The following is a 19,181-nucleotide window of genomic DNA, read 5'->3' as shown; positions in this document are numbered from 1 at the left end:
CTCAGAGGACTTGATTTCGCTGCGCACGACAGGCGATGGCTCAGGACTACTCGTGGTGGCGAAGTGCCGGTCGAGTTGAACGAGGTCCCACCTCCTGCCTGAAAACGACTGCCGGTCGATGACCTTCAGGGTGGTCCCCTCCGCTTGAGTCCCGGTCAGGTCGCGACGGAGCGTTTCGGGCGCATGCCGAAGACCCTGGTGCCGGGGAGGTGGGCACCAGGGCCGATCGGATCCGGGTCAGCCGTACAGCGACGCCGGATAGGTGCGCACGGACGCGGTTTCGTACCGCAGCGCGACGTGGCTGGAGCAGCTCACCACGTCACGCCAGAACCGTTGCAGCGCACCGCCTTCCGCGAGTCCGCTGGTGCCGGCGGCCCGCACCAGGCCGCCGACCGCGTCGACCAGGACCTCGGCCGCGTAGGCGACGTTGCGCTCGTTGCGCGCCATCGCGGCCGGGGTGAACTCGCGGTCGTCGAGCACCTTGGCGTTCTGCTCCACGAGCAGCTTCGCCGACTCGACCTGGCCCGACGCGCGAACCAGGTCGACCGCGGACGTCACGGACTGCTTCTTCCCCGACAGCACCGCGGCGCACGCGTCAAGTGCCCCCATCGCCGCTCCCACGGCCGGAGCGGCGAACGTGAGGCCGCCGACCGCCTGGAACGGGACGTTGTGGCTCGGCACCGGGGACCAGCTGGTGCCGGTGATGAGATCCGCCCGGTCGAACGAGAGGTGGGACGGCACGAAGACGTCGTCCACCACGACGGAATGGCTGCTGGTGGCCTTCATCCCGACGCTGTCCCACGTTTCGAGGACGGTGAAGTCCTTGCGCGGCAGCGCGAAGAAGCGGCCTTCGTCGCCGATCATCCCGCACAGCAACGCCCAGTCGGCGAAGTCCACGCCGCTGACGTAGGCCCACCGGCCGCTGAGCCGGTGCCCTCCGTCCACGACGGTGCCCTTGCCCATGGGCGGCTGGCCGGTCACGACGAACGTGTCCGGGCCGTCCGCCCAGATCTCGTCGTGGCCCTGCTGCGGCAACAACCCCGCGAACCGCGACGACAACGCCGACAGCGACGCGCACCACGCCGTGGCCGAACAGCCCTGGCCCACGGTGAGGACGGCCTCGGTCAGTTCCGCGAACGTCCCTTCCGAACCACCGCGTGCGGCTGCGACGAAGTGCCGCGCGAACCCGGCTTCGCGCAGTGCCTCCACGACCTCGGGAGCCAGCCGGCGGGTGGCGTCGGCATCGGCCGCGTGGTCCGCGGCGATCAGCTTCACCTTCTCCGCGGCTGCTGCCAGCCCGGTGTTCTGAGCAGTCACCTCGTCACCTCCTGATGAACTTCACGCAGCCTGAACAGGCAGGTCGCGGTGAATCGTGCGGGACTTGGTGTAGAGCTTCCCGTCGATGCGCACGAGCACGTCCTCGATGGAGAAGGTCGGCTCGAAGCTGACCACCCCCTCGGCGGTCGTGCGGGTGACGAGCGACGCGTAGCTGACGTTCAGGGTGTTCTCGTCGACCTCTTCGATCAGGTAGTGGTCGTTCCAGTGCCGCACGGCGACGCCCTTGTAACGGGGCAGCGCCGCGCTGGCGCCGGCGATCAGGGCCGCCCGGCCCTCGACCTTCTCGCTCCGGTGGGCGTGGTCGGTGACCCCGTCCTCGGTGAACGTCTGGGCGTAGCCCTCCACGTCCAGCGCGTCGAGCAGCCGCATCTGCTGCGCGTAGAACGTCTGGACCTCGATGTGGACCGCAACATTGACTGGGGACACGACGACTCCTCGGTCTGCCGGTTTCGCTACCGGGAATATGGGTGCGGCCGCTGGACATCCGGTCGAGCCGTCCTGGTTCGACCCCGGTTCCAGGTGGCTTTGAGACGAACCGGGCACGGTCTGGGGCGACATCAACCCTTTTATTCGCGAGGAGGGCCACATGGCCTCAACTCCCGATGTCGCCAAGTCGGTGACGGTCGAGGCGACGATCGAGCAGGCGTTCGCGATCTTCGCGTCGAAGCCGATCGAGTGGTGGCCGGAGTCGCACGTGTTCGTCAAGGACCGGCAGGCCATCACGATCGAACCGTTCGTCGGCGGGCGCTACTTCGAGCGCGGTGCGGACGGCGAGGAGATCGCCTGGGGCACCATCACCGAGTGGGACCCGCCGAAGCGCCTCGTGATGACGTGGCGGGTCGGCCCCTACTGGCAGCCGATCTTCGACGACGAGAAGGCCTCGTTCATCAAGGTGGACTTCGAGGTCGTCGGCCCGACGACGACGAAGGTCACGCTGACCCACGCCGACCTGCACCGCCACGGCGACATCGCCGAGGGCATCCACAAGGCGCTGGACGGTCCCTCGCCCGGCGAGACGCTGGAGACGTACGCGCGCGTCATCGAGAAGCACATCCCGAAGGCTGCCTGAGCAACCCCGGAAGTTCCTCAGGCACAACGAGAATCGGCCGCCCCAAGCCTCCGGGGCGGCCGATTCTTCGTCTGGTTCCTAAGCTCCGAGTTCGAGCGCCTCGTCCTGCGTGCGTTCGACGACGTTCTTGACGTCCACGACACGGCCGAGCTGCTTGATCAGCTGGACGACGGTGCGACCCGGTTGCAGGTCGACGACGACGTCGAGGCGGGAGAGGTCACCCCGTTCGGCCGGCGCGAGGCTCAGCGACTCGACGTCGACACCCCGGCTGGAGAACAGCACCACGATTCGCGACAGCGCGCCGGGCTCGTTGCGCAGCAGCAGGGAAAGCGAATGTCTGGTCATCACTCCACCTCGTCGAACAGGGGCCGGATGCCCCGTGCGGCCATGATCTCGTCGTTGCCCGTGCCCGCGGCGACCATCGGCCAGACCTGGGCGTCCTGCCCCACCACGAAGTCGACGACGACGGGCCGGTCGTGGACCGCCATCGCCTGCAGAACGGTGTCGTCCACTTCGGACTGGCTCTCGCACCGCAGCCCGACGCAGCCGAGCGCGTCGGCCAGCTTCACGAAGTCGGGGTGGCGCTGGTGGGTGCCGAGCCGGGTGTTGGAGTAGCGGCCCTCGTAGAACAGGGTCTGCCACTGGCGCACCATGCCGAGGTTGCCGTTGTTGATGATCGCGACCTTGATCGGGATGCCCTCGGCGGCGCAGGTCGCGAGTTCCTGGTTGGTCATCTGGAAGCAGCCGTCGCCGTCGATGGCCCACACCGTGCGGTCCGGTGCGCCCGCCTGCGCGCCCATCGCCGCCGGCACCGCGAAGCCCATCGTGCCCGCGCCGCCGGAGTTGATGAACGAGCCGGGGCGTTCGTACTTCACGTACTGCGCCGCCCACATCTGGTGCTGCCCGACACCGGCGGTGTAGATGGCCTCGGGACCGGCGAGCTTGCTGATGCGTTCGATCACGTACTGCGGTGCGAGCATGCCGTCCGCCGGCCAGTCGTAGCCGAGCGGGTAGGTGGTGAGCAGGCCGCCGAGGTAGTTCCACCAGTCCGTGAGATCGGTTTTCCGCGTCATCACCGCTGAGAGCGCGGCCATGACGTCGCGGCAGTCGCCGACGATGCCGACGTCCGCCTTGCGGTTCTTGGAGATCTCGGCGGGGTCGATGTCGGCGTGGATCACCGCGGCGTGCGGGGCGAACTCCGGCAGCAGACCGGTGACCCGGTCGTCGAACCGGGTCCCGAGCGCGATCAGCAGGTCGGCCCGTTGCAGCGCGGCGACGGCGGGCACCGTGCCGTGCATGCCGGGCATCCCCAGGTGCAGCGGGTGCGAGTCGGGGAACGCGCCGCGGGCCATGAGCGTGGTGACGACCGGGATCCCGGTCTTCTCCGCGAGTTTCCGGAGCTCCTGTGCCGCGCCGCTGCGGATCACGCCGCCACCGACGTAGAACACCGGCCGCTTGGACGAACCGATGAGCTGGGCGGCGTTGCGGATCTGCACCGGCGAGAGCACAGGACGCGACGGCGTCGTGAGCTTCGGCGGCGTGTAGGTTGTGGCGGTGGCCAGCACGTCTTTGGGCAGGTCCACCAGCACCGGGCCCGGCCGCCCCGAGGACGCGAGTGTGAACGCCTCGGCGATCACCCGCGGAATGTCGGCCGGGTCGTGCACCTGGAAGCTGTGCTTGGTGATCGGCAGCGTGATGCTGCGGATGTCCGCCTCCTGGAAGGCGTCCGTCCCGATCATCGACCTGGCGACCTGGCCGGTGATCGCCACGATCGGCACCGAGTCCATGTAGGCGTCCGCGAGCGGCGTCACCAGGTTCGTCGCCCCCGGCCCCGATGTCGCCATGCAGACGCCCACTCGTCCGGTCGCCTGCGCGTACCCCTGGGCGGCGTGCCCGGCACCCTGTTCGTGGCGCACCAGCACGTGCCGGATCTTCGAGTCGTACAGCGGGTCGTACGCGGGCAGGATCGCCCCGCCCGGCATCCCGAAGATCACTTCGCAGCCGACGTCCTCGAGCGCCTTGATCAACGCACCTGCACCGGTGGTATCCACGGTTGCTCCCGAACGGATCTCAGCCCGCGAGCTGGCGCTCCAGCTGGCGTGGCGACAACGGCTTGTCGAGCGACGGCTCGGAGCTCAGGATCGCCCGCTGCAACTGACGCAGCCTTTCGGACGGCTCAAGCCCCAGCTCCTCGATCAGCGTGTCGCGCAGCGACTGGTAGGCCTCCAGCGACTTCCACTGCCGTCCCGCCCGGTAGAGCGCGAGCATGTACTGCGCACAGAGGTTCTCGTGCATCGGGTGCTGCGCGGTGAGCACCGACAGTTCGGACAGCAGCGACTGGTGCTTGCCCAGCTGCAGGTCGGCCTCGATGCGGGTCTCCAGCACGCCGAGGCGGCTTTCCTGCAACCGGGTGACCTCCATGCCGAGCCGGACGCCGATCTGCACGTCCACGAGCACCGGTCCACGCCACACCTCGGCGGCGCTGCGCAGCAACCTGCTGGCGGACTCCAGGTCGCCGATCTCGAACGCGCGCTGACCGGCACTCGCGAGCCGCTCGTAGCTGCGCACGTCGACGCTCTCCGGCGGAACGTCCAGCATGTAGCCGCCGTACCGGGTCACCAGAACGTTCTTCGCCACACCGGGACCCTCGCCCGGCATGGCCGCCTCGATGCGCCGGCGGACCTGCAGCACGTACGTCTGCAAAGTCGTGAGTGCGCTGCGTGGCGGTGTCATTCCCCAAAGCTCTTCGATCAACGTCGGAACCGTGACGACGTGTCCTGCCTGCAGTCCGAGCAGCGAGAGCACCTGCCTGGGCTTCACCGCGCTCGGCGCGATCGAAACGCCGTTCTCCCGTGCCTCCAGCGGTCCAAGAACCTTGATCTCCATTGGAGCCTCCCCTGCTCAGCGGCGGTCGACTTGGTCGTGCCACCAAGTTCACCTGAGCGGGGCTATCGAACGCCACGTATGCGGCCATGACTCTCGGATGGCGAACTACTGCGCGCGGCGTGAGATATTCATATACTCGGACGAACCCAAACCGTCCCGGCCGGTAATCGCGTGACCACAAGCCGTGACTGTTACTCATAAATACTCGTCCATTGGCGTGACATTGAGCGGCGAGTCAATGCGAGTTCACATTCTGAACCGATTCAGTTGTCGTCCCGAACTGCCTTCGCATGTCTAGTATTCGGCCTTGGGCGCGCGCCGTGCGAGATCTTTGACCGGCGTTGACTCTCAGACTTTGCTCTGGAGCAGTTGCTCTTGGGGGGCACGTGAATGCTTCGCCTGCGATACCGAGATACCGCGCGATCATCGTCGCGGTCTTCGCCGCGGTCTGCCTGACCGACCTGACCCGCGCGCTGCTTCTCACCGGCGAAGTCACCGAATTGGCGGTGTCGGTCATTGATTTAGCGGTACTTGTCCTGCTGCAAGTGTCGTATTTCCGGCATCCGAGCGCACTGCGCCGGCACCTCGCACTGGCGGCCCAAGCGGCACTGCTGGTCCTGCCCTACGTCCTCTTCGGCCATTCCTGGGCGGGCGTCGCGGGCCTGGTCGCCGGCAACGCCCTGCTGGTCCTGCGCCCGGTTTTCGGCTGGTCGGTCTTCGTGCTGACCGTGGTCGCCACAGGCCTCGCGCAAACCGTCCACGACGAGGCGATGATGGCCACCGCGGCCACCGCCCTGCTCCTCGCGGGCCTGGCCACGAGCTTCGCGACCCACCGCGACTGGCCCGCCGCCCTCGAACCCCAGCCGGCCGCCCTGGAAACCGCCACCACCCCGGACACCGCGGTCACCACGACCGCCGCCGTGACCGCCGAGCGCGTCCGCGTGGCCCGCGACCTGCACGACCTGCTCGGCTACAGCCTCAGCGCCATCAAGCTCAAGAGCGAGCTGGCCCACCGGATCGTCGCCGACCGCCCGGACCACGGCTGGGAGTTCATGCAGGAGCACATCACCGACATCTTGGACATCACCCACCACGCCCTGGCCGACGTGCGCTCCATCGCCCGCGCCTACCGCCCGCTGTCCCTGGCGGACACCTCGGACTCGGCCAAGGCGATGCTGGCGGCGTCGAACATCGACGTCCGCGTCGAACTGGCGCACGACCCGCTCCCGGAGCCGGTCGAGACCGTCCTGGCCGCCGTCCTGTGCGAGGCCGTCACGAACGTCCTGCGCCACAGCGACGCCAGCACCTGCACCATCGGCGTGCACCAGCGCGGCACCACGATCCTGCTCGACGTCATCAACGACGGTGCCGCCGACCGACCGGTCTCAGCCGACTGCAACGGCGTCCGCAACCAGGCCGAACGCGTCAAGGCGGCCGGCGGCACGTTCACGGCCCGCCACATCGGCGACGGCTCGTTCCACGTGCACGCCGCCATCCCGGCCGCCGTCCCGAAGCCCTAGCTCCAGAGCTCTCGCGGCCGCCGGCCAGCCAATGTATTGCTTTTAGTTCGCCTTCTCTCGAACCTTCCAGCGCACCCTCGCCACGGCCGTTCACCCCGAAGACGATCTTCACGCAACGCCCTGACCTGGCCCCTTGCAATGACTCTTTGGACTTCGTCGGCAAAAGAGTCGTTGCAAGGGCCTAGGTGAAGATCAGGACGGGCAGCGCGAGGGAGGTCAGAACCAGCCGGACTTGCGGGCGATGCGGACCGCGTCGACCCGGTTGCGGGCGTCGAGCTTGGCCGTCGCCGCCGTCAGGTAGTTGCGGACCGTGCCGACCGACAGGAACAGCGTCGTGGCGATTTCCATGGCGTCCGCGCCGTCCGAGGCGAGCCTCAGCACTTCCAGTTCGCGGGGCGTCAGCGGGCACTCATCGGTGTCCCACGCGGAAAGCGCGAGCTGCGAGTCGATCACGCGCCGACCAATTGAGACACCGCGAATGGCGTCAGCGAGTTCTCCAACCGGAGCATCCTTGAGGATGAACCCGTTGACGCGTGCGTTGAGCGCGCGGCGCAGAGTTCCCGGCCGGCCGAGGCTGGTGAGAATGAGAGTGCGCGTCTCCGGCGCGGTGTCGTGGATGACGGTGGCAGCGGAAAGGCCGTCCATACCGGGCAGGTCGATGTCGAGCACCGCCACGTCCGGTTTGTTCTTCTCCACTGCGGAGATGATTTCGTCACCCGTCGCGACGGACGCGACGACCTCAATATCCGGTTCGAGATTCAACAAGGCGACCAAAGCACCGCGGACCATTTGCACGTCCTCGGCTAGTAGCACTCTGATCATCCGACCCCCTTGCTTGCCCCCAGGTCACCATTTTGAGTCTTACACTCGGTGACCATGCAGGACAAGCATTGAGTCCGGGTGCGCCGAGCGTTACTCCAAATGCGCTAGGAGCAATTAATAAGGGTAATCGGCGGATGACTTGGGGTCACCGTTCGCTCACAGATCGCTCAGGGCCGAATCGCGAACCGGGACGGCTCGAGCGGTGCCCGAGCACAAAGCGGTACAAGCGATTCGGCCCTGGAGCGAGCCCGGAGCACGTGCGATGACGGCGACTCAGCGCGTCTCGCCCCACCGCTCCAGCAGTTCGAGTCCACCGTCGACGGTGATCACCTGACCCTGGATCCACGCGGCTTCGTCGGTGCAGAGCAACGAAACGGCGTTCGCGATGTCCTGGGGCAGCGTGACGCGGCCCGACGGGCTCTTGATCGCGAGCCGGTCCACCAGGTCCGGGTCGATGTTCATGGGGCCGTTGTCGACGACGGTGGTGACGACGGCGTTCACGGCGACCTTGTACCAAGCCATTTCCAGGGCCAGCGTCCGGATCACGCCGTGGACCGGCGTCACCGTGTAGCCGGCGATGACCACGCGGCCACCGTCGACGAGCGCCTTGGCGAGCGGCTCCACGATGTTGAGCAACGGCGTGAGGTCCGGCGACACGGCGTGGTGGACGAACACGTCCAGCTGGCCGCGTTCCTCCTTGACCCGGTCGAGCAGCAGCCGGACCGAGTGCTCGTCGTGGATGTCGAGCTTGGTGACCGTCACCGAGCCGGGCTTGCCCGCGAGCACGGTCTTCGCGCGCTCCAGGTCGACGTTGTCCTCGTCGGAGGTCGTGAGGATGACGTGGGCGCCGTTGTCGCAGAGCTTGCTCGCGATGGCGAGACCGAGCCCGTGCGTTCCCGACGTGACAACTGCGATCTTGCCGTCGAGGCCCAGGCGCGTGTTGACAGGTTCGATCATGATGCCGACCACCTCTGTTGTCCGCGTGGTGATCGACGTTGCGCCCGGCCGCTAGGGCCGAACTCGACTACTTCTTGCGCAAACCTTCCAGAACACGCAGGATCGCCCCTTCGACCTCGCGGCCGGTGCGCTTCGGATCGGACGAACTCGCGATGGTGCTGGCACCCGCGGACAGCGCCCCGAACAGCAGCCGAGCCATGATCTCGACCGGCGCCTCCTCGATCTCGCCGGCGTCCACCAGCAACTGCACGGCCGTGCGGAGCAGACCGAAGCTGAACTGCTCTTCTGCCTCACGCCAGCGTTCCCAGCCCATCACCACCGGCGCCTCGTGGACGATGATCCGCTGGTACTCCGGCTCCAGGCACTTGCGGACGTACGCGCGCAGGCCTCCCACGGCGGTCTCCCACGGGTCGCCGTCCGCCGTGATCAGCGCGGTCAGCGAGGAGATCGACTGGGTCTCGACCTGGGTGAAGGCCGCCTCGAACAACGCCTGCTTGCCGCTGAAGTGGTGGTAGAGCGCGCCTTTTGTCACGCGGGCTCGCTTGACGACCTCGTCGAGCGAGGTGCCGGCGTAGCCGCGCTTGGTGAACAGGTGCACCGCGCTGTCTACGAGCGCCTGCCTGGTCGACTCCGAGTACTCGGCGCGTCGTGTTCGCACACACGAAACGTATCTCACATACCACCGGTACGTACCGGTGGTATGGTCGTGTCATACCGACAGTATGCGAGAGACCGGGGGTACGAGACATGGGCTGGGCAGACCACTACCGCCGCCGTGACGCGCTCGACGCCGTGCTGAGCGACGCTCGCCGCGACCCGTCCGCACCGCTGATCGTGGATCCGGACGTCTTCGGCTCACTGCACGAACTGCTGCTGGCGCTCGACCACCGCTGGCAGAACAAGCTGACCGCACGCATGGAGAGCGCCAGGCTCGACGGCCAGGTGGACGAGGACCGCGTCGCCGCGGAACTCGCCGCCGAGGAGCCGGTGTTGCGAGCAGTACTGGACGCACACCTATCGCTCGGCAGTTACCGGACGGTAGGAATGACTCCATGAGTCGTTGGACCGAAGCAGACATCCCCGACCAGACCGGCCGCACAGTCCTGGTGACCGGTGCGAACTCCGGTCTGGGCCTGCGCACCGCCCAGGTGCTCGCGGCCAAGGGGGCCCACGTGATCATGGGCTGTCGCTCGGTCCAGCGCGGCGAGGCCGCGCGACGCACGGTCGAGGGCTCGGCCGAGGTGCTCGAACTCGACCTCGCCGACCTCTCCTCCGTGCGCGCCGCCGCGGAGCAGGTCGAAGCACTCGACGTCCTCGTCAACAACGCCGGCATCATGGCCGTCCCGAACGGCCGGACCGTCGACGGCTTCGAGCGCCAGTTCGGCACGAACCACCTGGGCCATGCCGCTCTGACGTGGTTGCTGCTGCCCGCACTGAGGCAGCGCCCCGGCGCCCGCGTGGTCACCGTCTCGTCGCTGATGCACCGGGCCGGCCGCATCGACTTCGAGGACCCCAACTGGGATCGGCGCCCGTACAGCCTCCAGGGCTCCTACGGGCAGTCGAAGCTCGCCAACCTCCTGTTCGCGCGAGAGCTGGAACGCCGCTCGCCGGACGTGACGTCCATCGCGGCGCACCCCGGCATGACCGCCACCGAACTCACGAACAACATGGCCGACGCGCACAAGTCCGCGATCATGAAGATCGGCGGCAGGATCGGCACCCTGATCTCGCAGTCGGTGGAGATGGGCGCGCTGCCGCAGCTCTACGCGGCGACGGCACCCGAGGCACGCGGCGGCGAGTACTACGGCCCGGGCGGCTTCAAGGGCCTGCGCGGCCACCCCGCCGTCGCGCCGATGACCGCCGCGGCCCGCGACGACCTCGCCGCGAACCGCCTCTGGGAGCTCACGATCAAGCTGACCGGAATCGCTCCAGATCTTCCGTAGGGGTGTCGGCGCCCTCGGCCTGGAAGGCGCCGACGGGCCCGGTCGTCACCTCCGGGCCGGGAACATCCTGCGCCCGGCGGGGTTGTTCATGTTCGACGGACCTGCGTCAACAACAGATCGTGAACAACGAGCGCTCCACTGGGAGCCCGGTTTCGGCACTCGGCCTGACCTGGGAGTGCGTGACCCCGGACACTTGAGCGCGCAGCGTAGGGTGATGATGTGACTGTGGTACCTGAGGGTCGGAAGCTGCTGCGGCTCGAGGTCCGCAACAGCGAAACGCCGATCGAGAAGAAGCCCTCGTGGATCAAGACCAGGGCGAAGATGGGCCCCGAGTACCGGGAGCTCAAGAGCCTGGTCAAACGCGAAGGCCTGCACACGGTCTGCGAAGAGGCCGGCTGTCCCAACATCTACGAGTGCTGGGAAGACCGCGAGGCCACGTTCCTGATCGGCGGCGAGCAGTGCACCAGGCGCTGCGACTTCTGCCAGATCGACACGGGCAAGCCCGCCGACCTCGACCGCGACGAACCCCGCCGCGTCGCCGAGTCGGTCCAGGCGATGGGCCTGCGCTACTCCACGGTCACCGGCGTCGCCCGTGACGACCTGGAGGACGGCGGCGCGTGGCTCTACGCCGAGACCGTGCGCCAGATCCACGAGATGAACCCCGGCACGGGCGTCGAGCTGCTGATCCCGGACTTCAACGCGGTCCCGGAGCAGCTGGCCGAGGTCTTCGAGTCCCGTCCCGAGGTGCTCGCGCACAACCTGGAGACCGTCCCGCGGATCTTCAAGCGCATCCGCCCGGCGTTCCGCTACGAGCGGTCCCTCGAGGTCATCACCAAGGCCCGCGAGTTCGGCCTGGTCACCAAGTCGAACCTGATCCTCGGCATGGGCGAGACCCCCGAGGAGGTCACGGAGGCGCTCGCCGACCTCCACGACGCGGGCTGCGACATCATCACCATCACCCAGTACCTGCGCCCGTCGCCGCGGCACCACCCGGTCGAGCGCTGGGTGAAGCCGGAGGAGTTCGTCCAGCACAAGGAGACGGCCGAGGAGATCGGATTCCTCGGTGTGATGGCGGGCCCGCTCGTCCGCTCCTCCTACCGCGCCGGCCGCCTCTACGCGCAGGCGAAGCAGAAGCGCGGCGAGGACCTGCCGGAGAGCCTCCAGCACCTGCTGACGGTCTCGGCGTCCCAGGAGATCACGAGCCTGCTCGCCCCGCGCTAGGCGGCGTGAACGGCGGAGCAACCGATATATCAGCTGGTCACCCACTCCGGGTGACCAGCTGTTTTGCATCCGGATGCAAAAAACGTTTGCGGGCGTCCGCAAACGTTCTTTGCACAACCGATATATCAGTGCGCTCGGGCGTCGGCCCTGGAAGCCGACATCCGGAACTCCACGATGGCCTGGAGGTCGGGTGTGCCGAGCGCCTGGCGGAGACGAGGCAGGCCCTCGTCGTCGATGCGGCGGCGGATCCCCCGCAGATCGGCGTCGCCGTGGGCGCGGACGACGAGGGCCAGGCGTGGAGCGGCGTGCGGACCGGTCAGCGCGGCCTCGACCTTGCGCACACCGGGGTAGGAAGTGATCTCTTCGGCGAACGGCGCGGCGGCCGTCGTCGTGGTGATGCGGGTGGTGCCGGTCTCGTCGGCCCAGCGCCAGTCCGCGACCTTGCGGCGCGGGATCTGGGCGGCGAGCCAGCGCAGGCACAGGAGCGCGACGACGACCGCCGCGGCCGCGACCACCCACAGCACCCACGTCGGGGGCAACGCCGTGCCGGGCAGCACCGCGGCGTTGCGGTCCAGTCGGGGCACGCGACCCAGGTGGGCGGCGATCGCGGAACCACCCGCGACCAGCAGGACGAGGCCCAGCAGGCCCAGCGAGAACCGGTTCATGACGTGCTCCTGGGGGCCTTGACCCGCACCACGACCTGCGGCGGCCGGGCGAGGGCGAACTCTCCGACGCGGCTTTCCAGCGCGGTGCGGACCGCGTCACCGAGGCCGTCCGCCACGGAGCGCCGGGTGCGCACGACCGCGCGGACCCGGCTGCGGCGCACCTTCACCGCAGCGGACTCGACGCCGTCCACCTGGGCGGCGGACCGCAGCGCGTTGCGCAGGCCGCGCACCGACACGGCGGTGTGCTCGTCCAGTACCGCGGTCCGCGCTTTTCCGGGCACCACCGCGACGAGGAGCAGCAGCAGTCCGATGGCCGCGACGACCCCGCCCGCCACGGCCACCTGCCGCGCCGACCACGTCGTGTCGTGCAACGAGCCGGCGAGCGAGTCGTAGGGCAGCAACGGTCGTTCGCCCAGCGCGAGCTGGATCGCGCACACCGCGACGAGCACCGACGCGGCCAGCAGGACGAACGCCGTGAGCGTGGCGGGCAGGGCCCGGCGCGAGCGGCGGGTCACTGGACCCTCCTCACCGGGGCCGTGTCCGCGCGCAGCACGCCGATCGACACGTCCACCACGGAGACTCGCAGACCGGTCAGGGCGGCCACCCGTTCGACCAGGTGAGCACGCACACGAGCGGCGGTCGACGCGACCGGCGCCGGGTAGCGCAGGTCGACGCGGGCGTCGAGCGTCGTCACTCCCCCGGTCACCCGTGCGGTGACGGCGCAGTCGAGCACGTCCGGGACCTCCATGGCGGCACGTCCGGCGATGCGGCCCACCGCGCGGTCGGCGACGGTGGTCAATCCTGGCTGTGCGGTGAGCGTCGTCGTCATGGTCAGTCCCGATCCCTGCCCAGCAACTGCGCGAGGTCGAGCTTGCCCTCGGCGACCCGGCCCGCGACCAGGCCGAGCGCGCCGAAGACGAGCACGAGCAGGAACGCGCTGAAGCCCCCGAACGCGGCGGCCAGGCCGAGCGCGAGCCCGGTCAGCAGGCCCAGTGCGGTGGTGCTCATGGCGGTTCCCCTCACTGCACGCGGGCGGTTTCGGGCTCTTCGCCCTCGGAGTCGCTCGGGATGTGCACGTCGTTGACGTTGATGTTGACCTCGACGACCTCGAGGCCGGTGATCTGCTCGATCGCGGTGATCACGTTGGTGCGCACCGACTTCGCGAGGTCTGCGATCGGCACGCCGTACTCGACCACGAGCTCCAGATCGACGGCGGCCTGCTTCTCGCCGACCTCGACCGACACGCCCTGGCCCGCGCTCGCGGTGGCGCCGGGGATGCGGTCGCGCAACGCGCTCAGCGCACGCGTCGCGCCGCCACCCAGCGCGTGCACGCCACGGATCTCCCGCGCCGCGAGGCCCGCGACCTTCTGGACCACGACGTCCGCGATCGTGGTGGATCCCTTGTCGGTCACCAGCTTCCCGCCCGTGACACCGTTCTTCTCCGCAGTCTGCGTGCTCATCGCAATTCCTTCCTTCGAAGCGTTCACAACAGAGAGACATCGACTGCGGACGAAACGTCACGACCCGTTCAGGTGATCGAGGGCACGTTTGTCCACATCGGTCACAACGATGCGCACGACGGCGCTTTCCCATTGCGTGCCAAGGAGAACGGACCGCAGCGCAGCGCCCGCCTCCGCGAGCGCCAAGGGAAGCCGCGTGGCGACGACCCGGACGCACACCAGGCCGTCCTCGACGTCGACGGCCAACGTGTCGACGTCCCAGGCGATCCAGGAACGCGCGGGCTCGGGCACCGACGGCCGCAGTCCGTCGACCTTCTCCAGCGCCTTCAACAACTCCGTCACGATCACCATGCGACGTCCACCACCGTGACCACCACGGACTCCACCGCGACACCGGTCAGTTCCGGCACGAGCGCGCACACCGACCGTTGCACGGCACGAGCCACGGCCGCGGCCTGGTCCTGGCCCGAGATCACCACGTCCACCTCCAGCAGCGCGACGGCACCGGACCACCGCACCCGCACGCCCTCCACCGGCGCCGGCTGCAACCCCTTGATCTGCTGCCGCGCCGCGCGCACCACCGAACCCACCAGGCCCGCCACGCCGGGCTGCACCCGCACGCCCGCGACCTTCTCGGCCGCGTGCACCGCGACCGCCGCCACCGCCGGAGCGGACACGACTGTTTCGATCACTCGCTCATCCTTCGAGAACGTCGGCCACGACGAGGTCCAGGCGGGCGAGCCGCACACCGATCCGCGCGGAGGCCGCCGCCAGCACCCGGCGCCGCACCTCGTCGTACACCTCGTGCGTGACGAGTTCCGCGGTGATCGCGATGCTGAGGTCGACCTCGATCACCGGGTCCGACACGGTCGACTCCGGCGCTTCCGTGACACGGCACGCGCGCGCTCGCACGCCGTCCACGCCGTCCGCCGCGTACCGCAGCACCGCCGCGACGGCGCGCGTGCTGATCCGTGCCAGGCCGTCGCCGGGCAACGGCACGACGTCGGACCTCCGCACATCGGCGCGCACCGCGGACATCACCCGGCTGACCAGGTCGAACGGTGGCTCGACCTCTTCACGGACCATCTCGTCGGTGGCCGCGCGCAACACCAGAAGGCTCTCTTTCACGGCCGCGCAGTGCGGGCACGAGCGCGTGTGCTCGTCAGAGAGGTCGATCGCCTCCCAGACTTCTTCGACGTCCCGACCGCATGGCAGGACGTAGTCGGACGTCACCGCCACGGCGCCATCACCTCCGCGAGTTGTGCACGTGCCCGCGCGAGCCTGCCGCGCACCGACTGCTGGGTCGTGCCGATCGCCTCGGCGATCTCGTCGTAGGACCGGCCGTGGACCTCGCGCAGCACCCAGCACGCCCGCTGTTCCGGCGTGAGATCGCGCAGTGCGGCCTGCAGCGCGTCGAGTTGCGCGTTCACCTCCACCGCGCGTTCGGGCCGGGTGCGCGGTGCCGCCGACTCCTGCTCGTCGAGATCCGTGTCGGCGTGCGGCTTGCGCTTGCGCAGCACGTTCAGGCACTGGTTGGTGGTGGTGCGGTAGAGCCAGCCGAGGAACGCCCCGTCGTCGTTGAGCTGCCCGAGCCGCCTCCACGCGGTCAGGAACACGTCCTGCACCGCGTCCTCGGCGTCACCGCTGCTGCCCACGATGCGCAACGCCAGCCGGTACATCGGCCTCTGATAACGACGGACAAGCTGCTCGTAGGCACGCATGTCGCCGTCACGAGACCTCGCCACCAGCGTGGCATCGTCGAGTGCGGCTGCCTCAGCCACGCCCATGCGCACACCCCCGCCCAATTTGCTTCGTCGCCCGATGGACACGTTCGATCGCGGAACGTCACGCGGTTCCCGGATTTCCCGCCGGTGACCACACTCACCCGGTTTTCACCCGACCGTGGCGTGACGAAGGGACTGCGGCGCGTATCGAACAGACGTCAGACGTACTCAAGCCCAGGAGGACGCGATGTCGCTGTCGGACAAGATCGGCAACAAGGCGGAAGAGCTCGGCGGCAAGGCCAAGGAGACCGCGGGCGAGGTCACCGGCGACGAGAAGCTCGCCGACGAGGGCCGTGCGGATCAGGCGAAGGCGGCCGTGAAGGACGGCGTGGAGAAGGTGAAGGACGCTGTCGGCGGAGTCGTCGACAGCGTCGCCAAGCACCTCAAGAAGTGAAGCGGACCTCACTCGCGACGACGCCGTCGAGCTCGCGCACGAAGTCGGCGCCGAACGCGCTGGACGGCGTGTGCGAGCCGGGCGCGACGCCGTCGATCTTCGCGACGGCGCGGAGCACGGAGTCCGCGGTGAGGCTGTAGGCGTTCGGGGTGGTGATCGCGCATTCGACCTTCGTCTGCGCGTCCCACGCCTCGCCGAACACCTCGGCCCTGGTGTTCGCGCGCTTGCGTTCGTCAGGGCCCTTGACCTTGCCGGCGAGTTTCGTCGCGACGTTCTGCACGAGCGATGTCCGCAGCACGGGCGCGAACACGTGCTGCAGCTGACCGAGCAGGCCCGGCACGGTGGTGAACGTGGTGATGTTCGGGATGCCGGTCGAACGGTAGGCGGTGCTCACGTCGCCCCACGGGATGCTGCCGACCTCGCGCGGCCCCGACCGGAAGTGCGCGGTGCGCCTGCGGTGGCCGATGCGGACGCTCCTCAGTTCGCCGTTCACCCGGATCCGCCCACCCACCGCGGCGCCCTCGACGGACGTCTTGGTCGTGCCCGCGCTCGCCCCTCCTCCGACGACGAACGCGAGGTCGAGGTGCGTGGCGGACGGCAGGGCGTCCTTCAGGATCGCGGCGAGGCAGTCCGTGGGCACGACGTCGAACCCCGCACCGGGCAACAGCACGATGCCCGCCTCGCGCGCGTCGGCGTCCCTCAGTGCGATGGACTCGAAGACGTCGATCTCGCCGGTGATGTCGAGGTAGTGCGTGCGGGTCTGCAGACAGGCGTCGACCATCGCGCTGGACGTGCGCGAGAACGGTCCCGCGCAGTGCACGACGGCCTCGACGTCCTCTAGGTTCGTCCGCGCCTGTTCCAGGCCGAACGCCCGGTGCTCCAGCCCCAGCGCGGCGGCGATCGGCTCGACCTTCTCGGGCGAGCGCCCGGCGAGGATCGGCCGCTCCCCGCGCTGGACCGCGAGCTCGGCGATGAGACGTCCGGTGTAGCCGTTGGCGCCGTAGACCATCCACGTCATGCCACGACCTTACCGGCGAGTAGCCCGTCGGGAACCGACCACAGAGCCGATCAGCAGCACCGCGCCGAGCCCGGTCACGGGCAACCCCCACAGCAACCGGCGGTGCCGCAGGTCGGCGCAGATGTCCACATAGGCCGGACCGGCCGCGGACGCCACCGGCTCCTCGAACCCGATGCCCAGGCTGTTGCCGCACGGGACCAGTGCCCCGCTCGGAGCCTCGACGGCCAGCATCACGAGCAGGATCGCACCCCCACCGAGCAAGAACGCGAGACCGACCACGACGGCGAAGGTGCGCACTGACATGAGCAAAAGTTACGTCTCAAATGGACTCAGGGATAGCCCTGGTCAGACGCATTGGGGTTGATCCCCTAATCCCCCGCTGAACGCCCTCACGCCCCTAAATCCCACGATGCGGGCGAAAACGCGTAGCGCTGCTCCACCCGGCCGTCACGCGGATGCGGCACGGGGTCGCCGACCTTGGTCCAGCCGAGGCGTTCGTAGAGCCGCACGCCCCGGACGTTGTCGACGTAGACCATCAACTCGGCCTTCTCGAATCCATTCTTGATCAACACTTCGGGCAGCGCCCGCAACAGCGCCTCACCGACGCCCTTTCCCCACGCGTCGGGGTGCACGCCGACGTAGTTGACGAAGGCGGTGTCCGTCCCTTGTGGACCCCCGGCGAGGAAACCCACCGCCCGGCCGCCTTCCCAGGCGAGCAGCAACAACGAGGGTTCCTTCGCGAGAGCGCTCTCCAGGCCCGGCCGTGCCAGTTCGAGCGACGGAACCTCGTCGTAGCCGTCCCTCTCGGCGACCGCGTGCGCCCAGAGCAACGCCGCCGTGTCGACGTGCTCGGGTCCCCCTTGAATGATCTCCATGCCGGCCAGCCTGTCAGCGCCGGAGCACGACCGGTAGCGATTTGAGGCTGGCCATGATGTCGCTGTGCGTCACCTCGGGCCGGCCGTCGCCCGCGTGGACGGTGCCCGGGAACCGGCTCGTCAGCTGCCGCAACACGGTCTCGGCCTCCAGCCGCGCGAGCGCCGACCCGAGGCAGAAGTGCGGGCCGTACCCGAACGTCGCGTGCCCGGTCGTCTCACGGTCCAGCCGGTACTCGCCGGCCTTGTCGTGTGCCCGCGGGCAGCGTCCGGCGGCGCCGAGGTTGATCAGCAGCAGCGTGTTCTCCGGGACGGTCGTGCCACCGATCTCGACCGGTTCGACGGCGATGCGATGCGTGGCGCTGCGGACAGGCGAGTTGTGGCGCAGCGTCTCCTCCACGAGCCGCGGCACCAGTTCGGGATCTTCAGCAACCTTCTGCCACAGACCGTTGTCCAACGCGTCGTGCACAACGTTCGCGATGAGGCCCGCCGACGTCTCGTGGCCGGCGACCACGAGGAGGAACGCCATCGCCATCAGTTCGTCGTGGCTGAGGTGGTCACCATCGTCATCGACGGCGTTGGTCAGCACACCGAACAACGACCGGGGATCCAGACCGTTGCCCGTGAGCAGCGCGTGGAAGTAGCCGCCCAACTCGTCACTCGCCGGCTGCGACACCTCGGGTTCCATCGACATCATCGTCTCGATCAACGTGCGGACGTGCGCGCGATCCTGCGCCGGCAGTCCGAGGACCTCACCGATGACGTGCATGGGCATCGGCACGGTCAGCTCTTCGGCGAGGTCGATCTCCGCGTTCTCGGGAAGCCCGCCGATCAGCTCCGCGCTGATCTCCTCGATGCGCGGGGCGAGCTGCTGCACCGCCTTGCCGTTGAACGCCTTCACCGCCAGCGCCCTCAGCCGGGCGTGCTGCGGGTTGTCGCTGTTGAGCATGCTCGGCCCGAACAACCCGGCAAGGTTCTCCTGCGCACTCCCCCGTTCCGCGAGCTGCCGCTTGATCTCGCGTTGCAGCTTCGCGCTGTCCTTGGAGAGCCGCTGGTCGGCGAGCAGCTGACGGGTGAGCTCCAGCCCGACCGTGACCACCTGCATCCTCACGCCGTTGGGCAACGTCACGGGATGCAGCGGCCCCTCTTCGCGTGCGTCGTCCTCAATCCGGTGGTGGTCACGCGCGCGCAAGTCGCCGCCGAGCAAAAGGTTCGACATGGCCGGTCTCCGC

Annotated in this window: 27 protein-coding genes; 6 read left to right on the top strand and 21 right to left on the bottom strand. The window is 68.7% G+C overall.

Translation table 11 applies throughout. The features are described from left to right. Positions 1-237: 237 nt before the first annotated feature. Together AB0M48_RS35420 and AB0M48_RS35415 are read right to left on the bottom strand one after the other, a co-directional pair. Positions 238-1,317: a hydrolase gene (locus AB0M48_RS35420; RefSeq protein WP_363850233.1), complete on the bottom strand. Its 1,080-nt coding sequence runs from the start codon at positions 1,315-1,317 to the stop codon at positions 238-240. A 21-nt stretch (positions 1,318-1,338) separates the two neighbouring features. Further along, positions 1,339-1,764: a nuclear transport factor 2 family protein gene (locus AB0M48_RS35415; RefSeq protein ID WP_036013177.1), complete on the bottom strand. Its 426-nt coding sequence runs from the start codon at positions 1,762-1,764 to the stop codon at positions 1,339-1,341. Positions 1,765-1,924: 160 nt separating this feature from the next. Here AB0M48_RS35415 and AB0M48_RS35410 point away from each other — a divergent pair, with 160 nt between their 5' ends. Then, a complete protein-coding gene (locus AB0M48_RS35410) occupies positions 1,925-2,407 on the top strand; it encodes an SRPBCC domain-containing protein (RefSeq protein WP_051768599.1) in 483 nt (160 codons plus the stop codon). Positions 2,408-2,485: 78 nt separating this feature from the next. Here the strand turns inward: AB0M48_RS35410 and ilvN are convergent, their stop codons facing one another. From ilvN to AB0M48_RS35395, 3 genes are read right to left on the bottom strand one after another with little or no spacing between them, the layout of a single operon-like run. Beyond that, positions 2,486-2,752, bottom strand: a complete 267-nt coding sequence (gene ilvN, locus AB0M48_RS35405; RefSeq protein ID WP_363850228.1) for an acetolactate synthase small subunit — start codon at positions 2,750-2,752, stop codon at positions 2,486-2,488. Beyond that, complete coding sequence (locus tag AB0M48_RS35400; RefSeq protein WP_363850226.1) at positions 2,752-4,458, bottom strand: acetolactate synthase large subunit; 1,707 nt, start codon at positions 4,456-4,458, stop codon at positions 2,752-2,754. Before AB0M48_RS35400 ends, ilvN begins: the two co-directional genes overlap by 1 nt. A gap of 19 nt (positions 4,459-4,477) precedes the next feature. Then, positions 4,478-5,293, bottom strand: a complete 816-nt coding sequence (locus tag AB0M48_RS35395; protein WP_030474542.1) for an AfsR/SARP family transcriptional regulator — start codon at positions 5,291-5,293, stop codon at positions 4,478-4,480. Between the two features lie 386 nt (positions 5,294-5,679). On the opposite strand from AB0M48_RS35395, the gene AB0M48_RS35390 reads away from it, so the two are divergent. After that, positions 5,680-6,813, top strand: coding sequence for a histidine kinase (locus tag AB0M48_RS35390; protein ID WP_363850222.1), 1,134 nt, complete (start codon positions 5,680-5,682; stop codon positions 6,811-6,813). A gap of 216 nt (positions 6,814-7,029) precedes the next feature. On the opposite strand, the gene AB0M48_RS35385 is transcribed toward AB0M48_RS35390, so the two are convergent. The 3 genes from AB0M48_RS35385 to AB0M48_RS35375 all read right to left on the bottom strand — a co-directional run bounded on the left by AB0M48_RS35385 (position 7,030) and on the right by AB0M48_RS35375 (position 9,250). Next, positions 7,030-7,635 (bottom strand): response regulator transcription factor, encoded by a 606-nt coding sequence (locus AB0M48_RS35385; RefSeq protein ID WP_030474540.1) that lies wholly within the window; start codon positions 7,633-7,635, stop codon positions 7,030-7,032. Positions 7,636-7,908: 273 nt separating this feature from the next. Then, the gene (locus AB0M48_RS35380; RefSeq protein ID WP_363850218.1) at positions 7,909-8,592 is read right to left on the bottom strand and encodes an SDR family oxidoreductase; all 684 of its coding nucleotides are present in this window, start codon (positions 8,590-8,592) and stop codon (positions 7,909-7,911) included. 67 nt (positions 8,593-8,659) lie between these two features. Beyond that, a complete protein-coding gene (locus AB0M48_RS35375; protein WP_319984181.1) occupies positions 8,660-9,250 on the bottom strand; it encodes a TetR/AcrR family transcriptional regulator in 591 nt (196 codons plus the stop codon). 89 nt (positions 9,251-9,339) lie between these two features. Here AB0M48_RS35375 and AB0M48_RS35370 point away from each other — a divergent pair, with 89 nt between their 5' ends. The 3 genes from AB0M48_RS35370 (at position 9,340) to lipA (ending at position 11,756) form a co-directional block, all read left to right on the top strand. Beyond that, positions 9,340-9,648: a hypothetical protein gene (locus tag AB0M48_RS35370; RefSeq protein WP_363850214.1), complete on the top strand. Its 309-nt coding sequence runs from the start codon at positions 9,340-9,342 to the stop codon at positions 9,646-9,648. Next, positions 9,645-10,535 carry an oxidoreductase gene (locus AB0M48_RS35365; protein WP_363850211.1) on the top strand — a complete coding sequence of 297 codons (891 nt, stop codon included), beginning with the start codon at positions 9,645-9,647 and terminating at the stop codon, positions 10,533-10,535. The genes AB0M48_RS35370 and AB0M48_RS35365 overlap by 4 nt, the downstream gene beginning before the upstream one ends. Positions 10,536-10,754: 219 nt before the next feature. Further along, complete coding sequence (lipA, locus tag AB0M48_RS35360) at positions 10,755-11,756, top strand: lipoyl synthase (RefSeq protein ID WP_363850208.1); 1,002 nt, start codon at positions 10,755-10,757, stop codon at positions 11,754-11,756. A gap of 125 nt (positions 11,757-11,881) precedes the next feature. Here lipA and AB0M48_RS35355 read toward each other — a convergent pair whose 3' ends face one another. Genes AB0M48_RS35355 through AB0M48_RS35315 form a run of 9 tightly spaced genes read right to left on the bottom strand, consistent with a single transcriptional unit; the run spans position 11,882 to position 15,668 of the window. Continuing rightward, entirely contained in the window at positions 11,882-12,421 is a 540-nt protein-coding gene (locus tag AB0M48_RS35355; protein ID WP_363850206.1) for an alkaline shock response membrane anchor protein AmaP, read from the bottom strand. Then, positions 12,418-12,936 (bottom strand): DUF6286 domain-containing protein, encoded by a 519-nt coding sequence (locus tag AB0M48_RS35350; protein ID WP_363850203.1) that lies wholly within the window; start codon positions 12,934-12,936, stop codon positions 12,418-12,420. Before AB0M48_RS35350 ends, AB0M48_RS35355 begins: the two co-directional genes overlap by 4 nt. Then, on the bottom strand, positions 12,933-13,250 hold the full coding sequence (locus AB0M48_RS35345) for an Asp23/Gls24 family envelope stress response protein (protein WP_363850200.1): 318 nt from the start codon (positions 13,248-13,250) through the stop codon (positions 12,933-12,935). The genes AB0M48_RS35350 and AB0M48_RS35345 overlap by 4 nt, the downstream gene beginning before the upstream one ends. A 2-nt stretch (positions 13,251-13,252) precedes the next feature. Next, positions 13,253-13,429: a hypothetical protein gene (locus tag AB0M48_RS35340; protein WP_093600157.1), complete on the bottom strand. Its 177-nt coding sequence runs from the start codon at positions 13,427-13,429 to the stop codon at positions 13,253-13,255. Between the two features lie 11 nt (positions 13,430-13,440). After that, the gene (locus AB0M48_RS35335; RefSeq protein WP_363850196.1) at positions 13,441-13,881 is read right to left on the bottom strand and encodes an Asp23/Gls24 family envelope stress response protein; all 441 of its coding nucleotides are present in this window, start codon (positions 13,879-13,881) and stop codon (positions 13,441-13,443) included. A 57-nt stretch (positions 13,882-13,938) separates the two neighbouring features. Continuing rightward, on the bottom strand, positions 13,939-14,223 hold the full coding sequence (locus AB0M48_RS35330) for a hypothetical protein (protein ID WP_363850193.1): 285 nt from the start codon (positions 14,221-14,223) through the stop codon (positions 13,939-13,941). Positions 14,224-14,225: 2 nt separating this feature from the next. After that, positions 14,226-14,573: an Asp23/Gls24 family envelope stress response protein gene (locus tag AB0M48_RS35325; RefSeq protein ID WP_363850190.1), complete on the bottom strand. Its 348-nt coding sequence runs from the start codon at positions 14,571-14,573 to the stop codon at positions 14,226-14,228. A gap of 4 nt (positions 14,574-14,577) precedes the next feature. Next, entirely contained in the window at positions 14,578-15,120 is a 543-nt protein-coding gene (locus tag AB0M48_RS35320) for an Asp23/Gls24 family envelope stress response protein (protein WP_363850187.1), read from the bottom strand. After that, the gene (locus AB0M48_RS35315) at positions 15,111-15,668 is read right to left on the bottom strand and encodes a sigma-70 family RNA polymerase sigma factor (RefSeq protein WP_363850184.1); all 558 of its coding nucleotides are present in this window, start codon (positions 15,666-15,668) and stop codon (positions 15,111-15,113) included. Before AB0M48_RS35315 ends, AB0M48_RS35320 begins: the two co-directional genes overlap by 10 nt. Before the next feature lie 184 nt (positions 15,669-15,852). Between AB0M48_RS35315 and AB0M48_RS35310 the strand changes: the two genes are divergently transcribed. Next, positions 15,853-16,059: a CsbD family protein gene (locus tag AB0M48_RS35310; protein ID WP_363850182.1), complete on the top strand. Its 207-nt coding sequence runs from the start codon at positions 15,853-15,855 to the stop codon at positions 16,057-16,059. On the opposite strand, the gene AB0M48_RS35305 is transcribed toward AB0M48_RS35310, so the two are convergent. From AB0M48_RS35305 to AB0M48_RS35290, 4 genes are all read right to left on the bottom strand, one after another. Then, positions 16,049-17,077, bottom strand: coding sequence for a saccharopine dehydrogenase NADP-binding domain-containing protein (locus AB0M48_RS35305; RefSeq protein WP_363850179.1), 1,029 nt, complete (start codon positions 17,075-17,077; stop codon positions 16,049-16,051). The genes AB0M48_RS35310 and AB0M48_RS35305 overlap by 11 nt on opposite strands. Before the next feature lie 9 nt (positions 17,078-17,086). Then, the gene (locus tag AB0M48_RS35300) at positions 17,087-17,380 is read right to left on the bottom strand and encodes a hypothetical protein (RefSeq protein WP_363850176.1); all 294 of its coding nucleotides are present in this window, start codon (positions 17,378-17,380) and stop codon (positions 17,087-17,089) included. Between the two features lie 86 nt (positions 17,381-17,466). Beyond that, positions 17,467-17,952: a GNAT family N-acetyltransferase gene (locus AB0M48_RS35295; RefSeq protein ID WP_363850174.1), complete on the bottom strand. Its 486-nt coding sequence runs from the start codon at positions 17,950-17,952 to the stop codon at positions 17,467-17,469. Between the two features lie 13 nt (positions 17,953-17,965). Further along, the gene (locus AB0M48_RS35290; RefSeq protein ID WP_363850171.1) at positions 17,966-19,168 is read right to left on the bottom strand and encodes a cytochrome P450; all 1,203 of its coding nucleotides are present in this window, start codon (positions 19,166-19,168) and stop codon (positions 17,966-17,968) included. Between the last annotated feature and the right edge of the window lie 13 nt (positions 19,169-19,181).

This window comes from Lentzea sp. NPDC051208, from assembly GCF_040682435.1.
Classification (GTDB): Bacteria; Actinomycetota; Actinomycetes; order Mycobacteriales; family Pseudonocardiaceae; genus Lentzea; species Lentzea kristufekii.
Note: the sequence above shows the minus strand (reverse complement) of the source record. Positions and strands in the feature narration are given on the sequence as shown.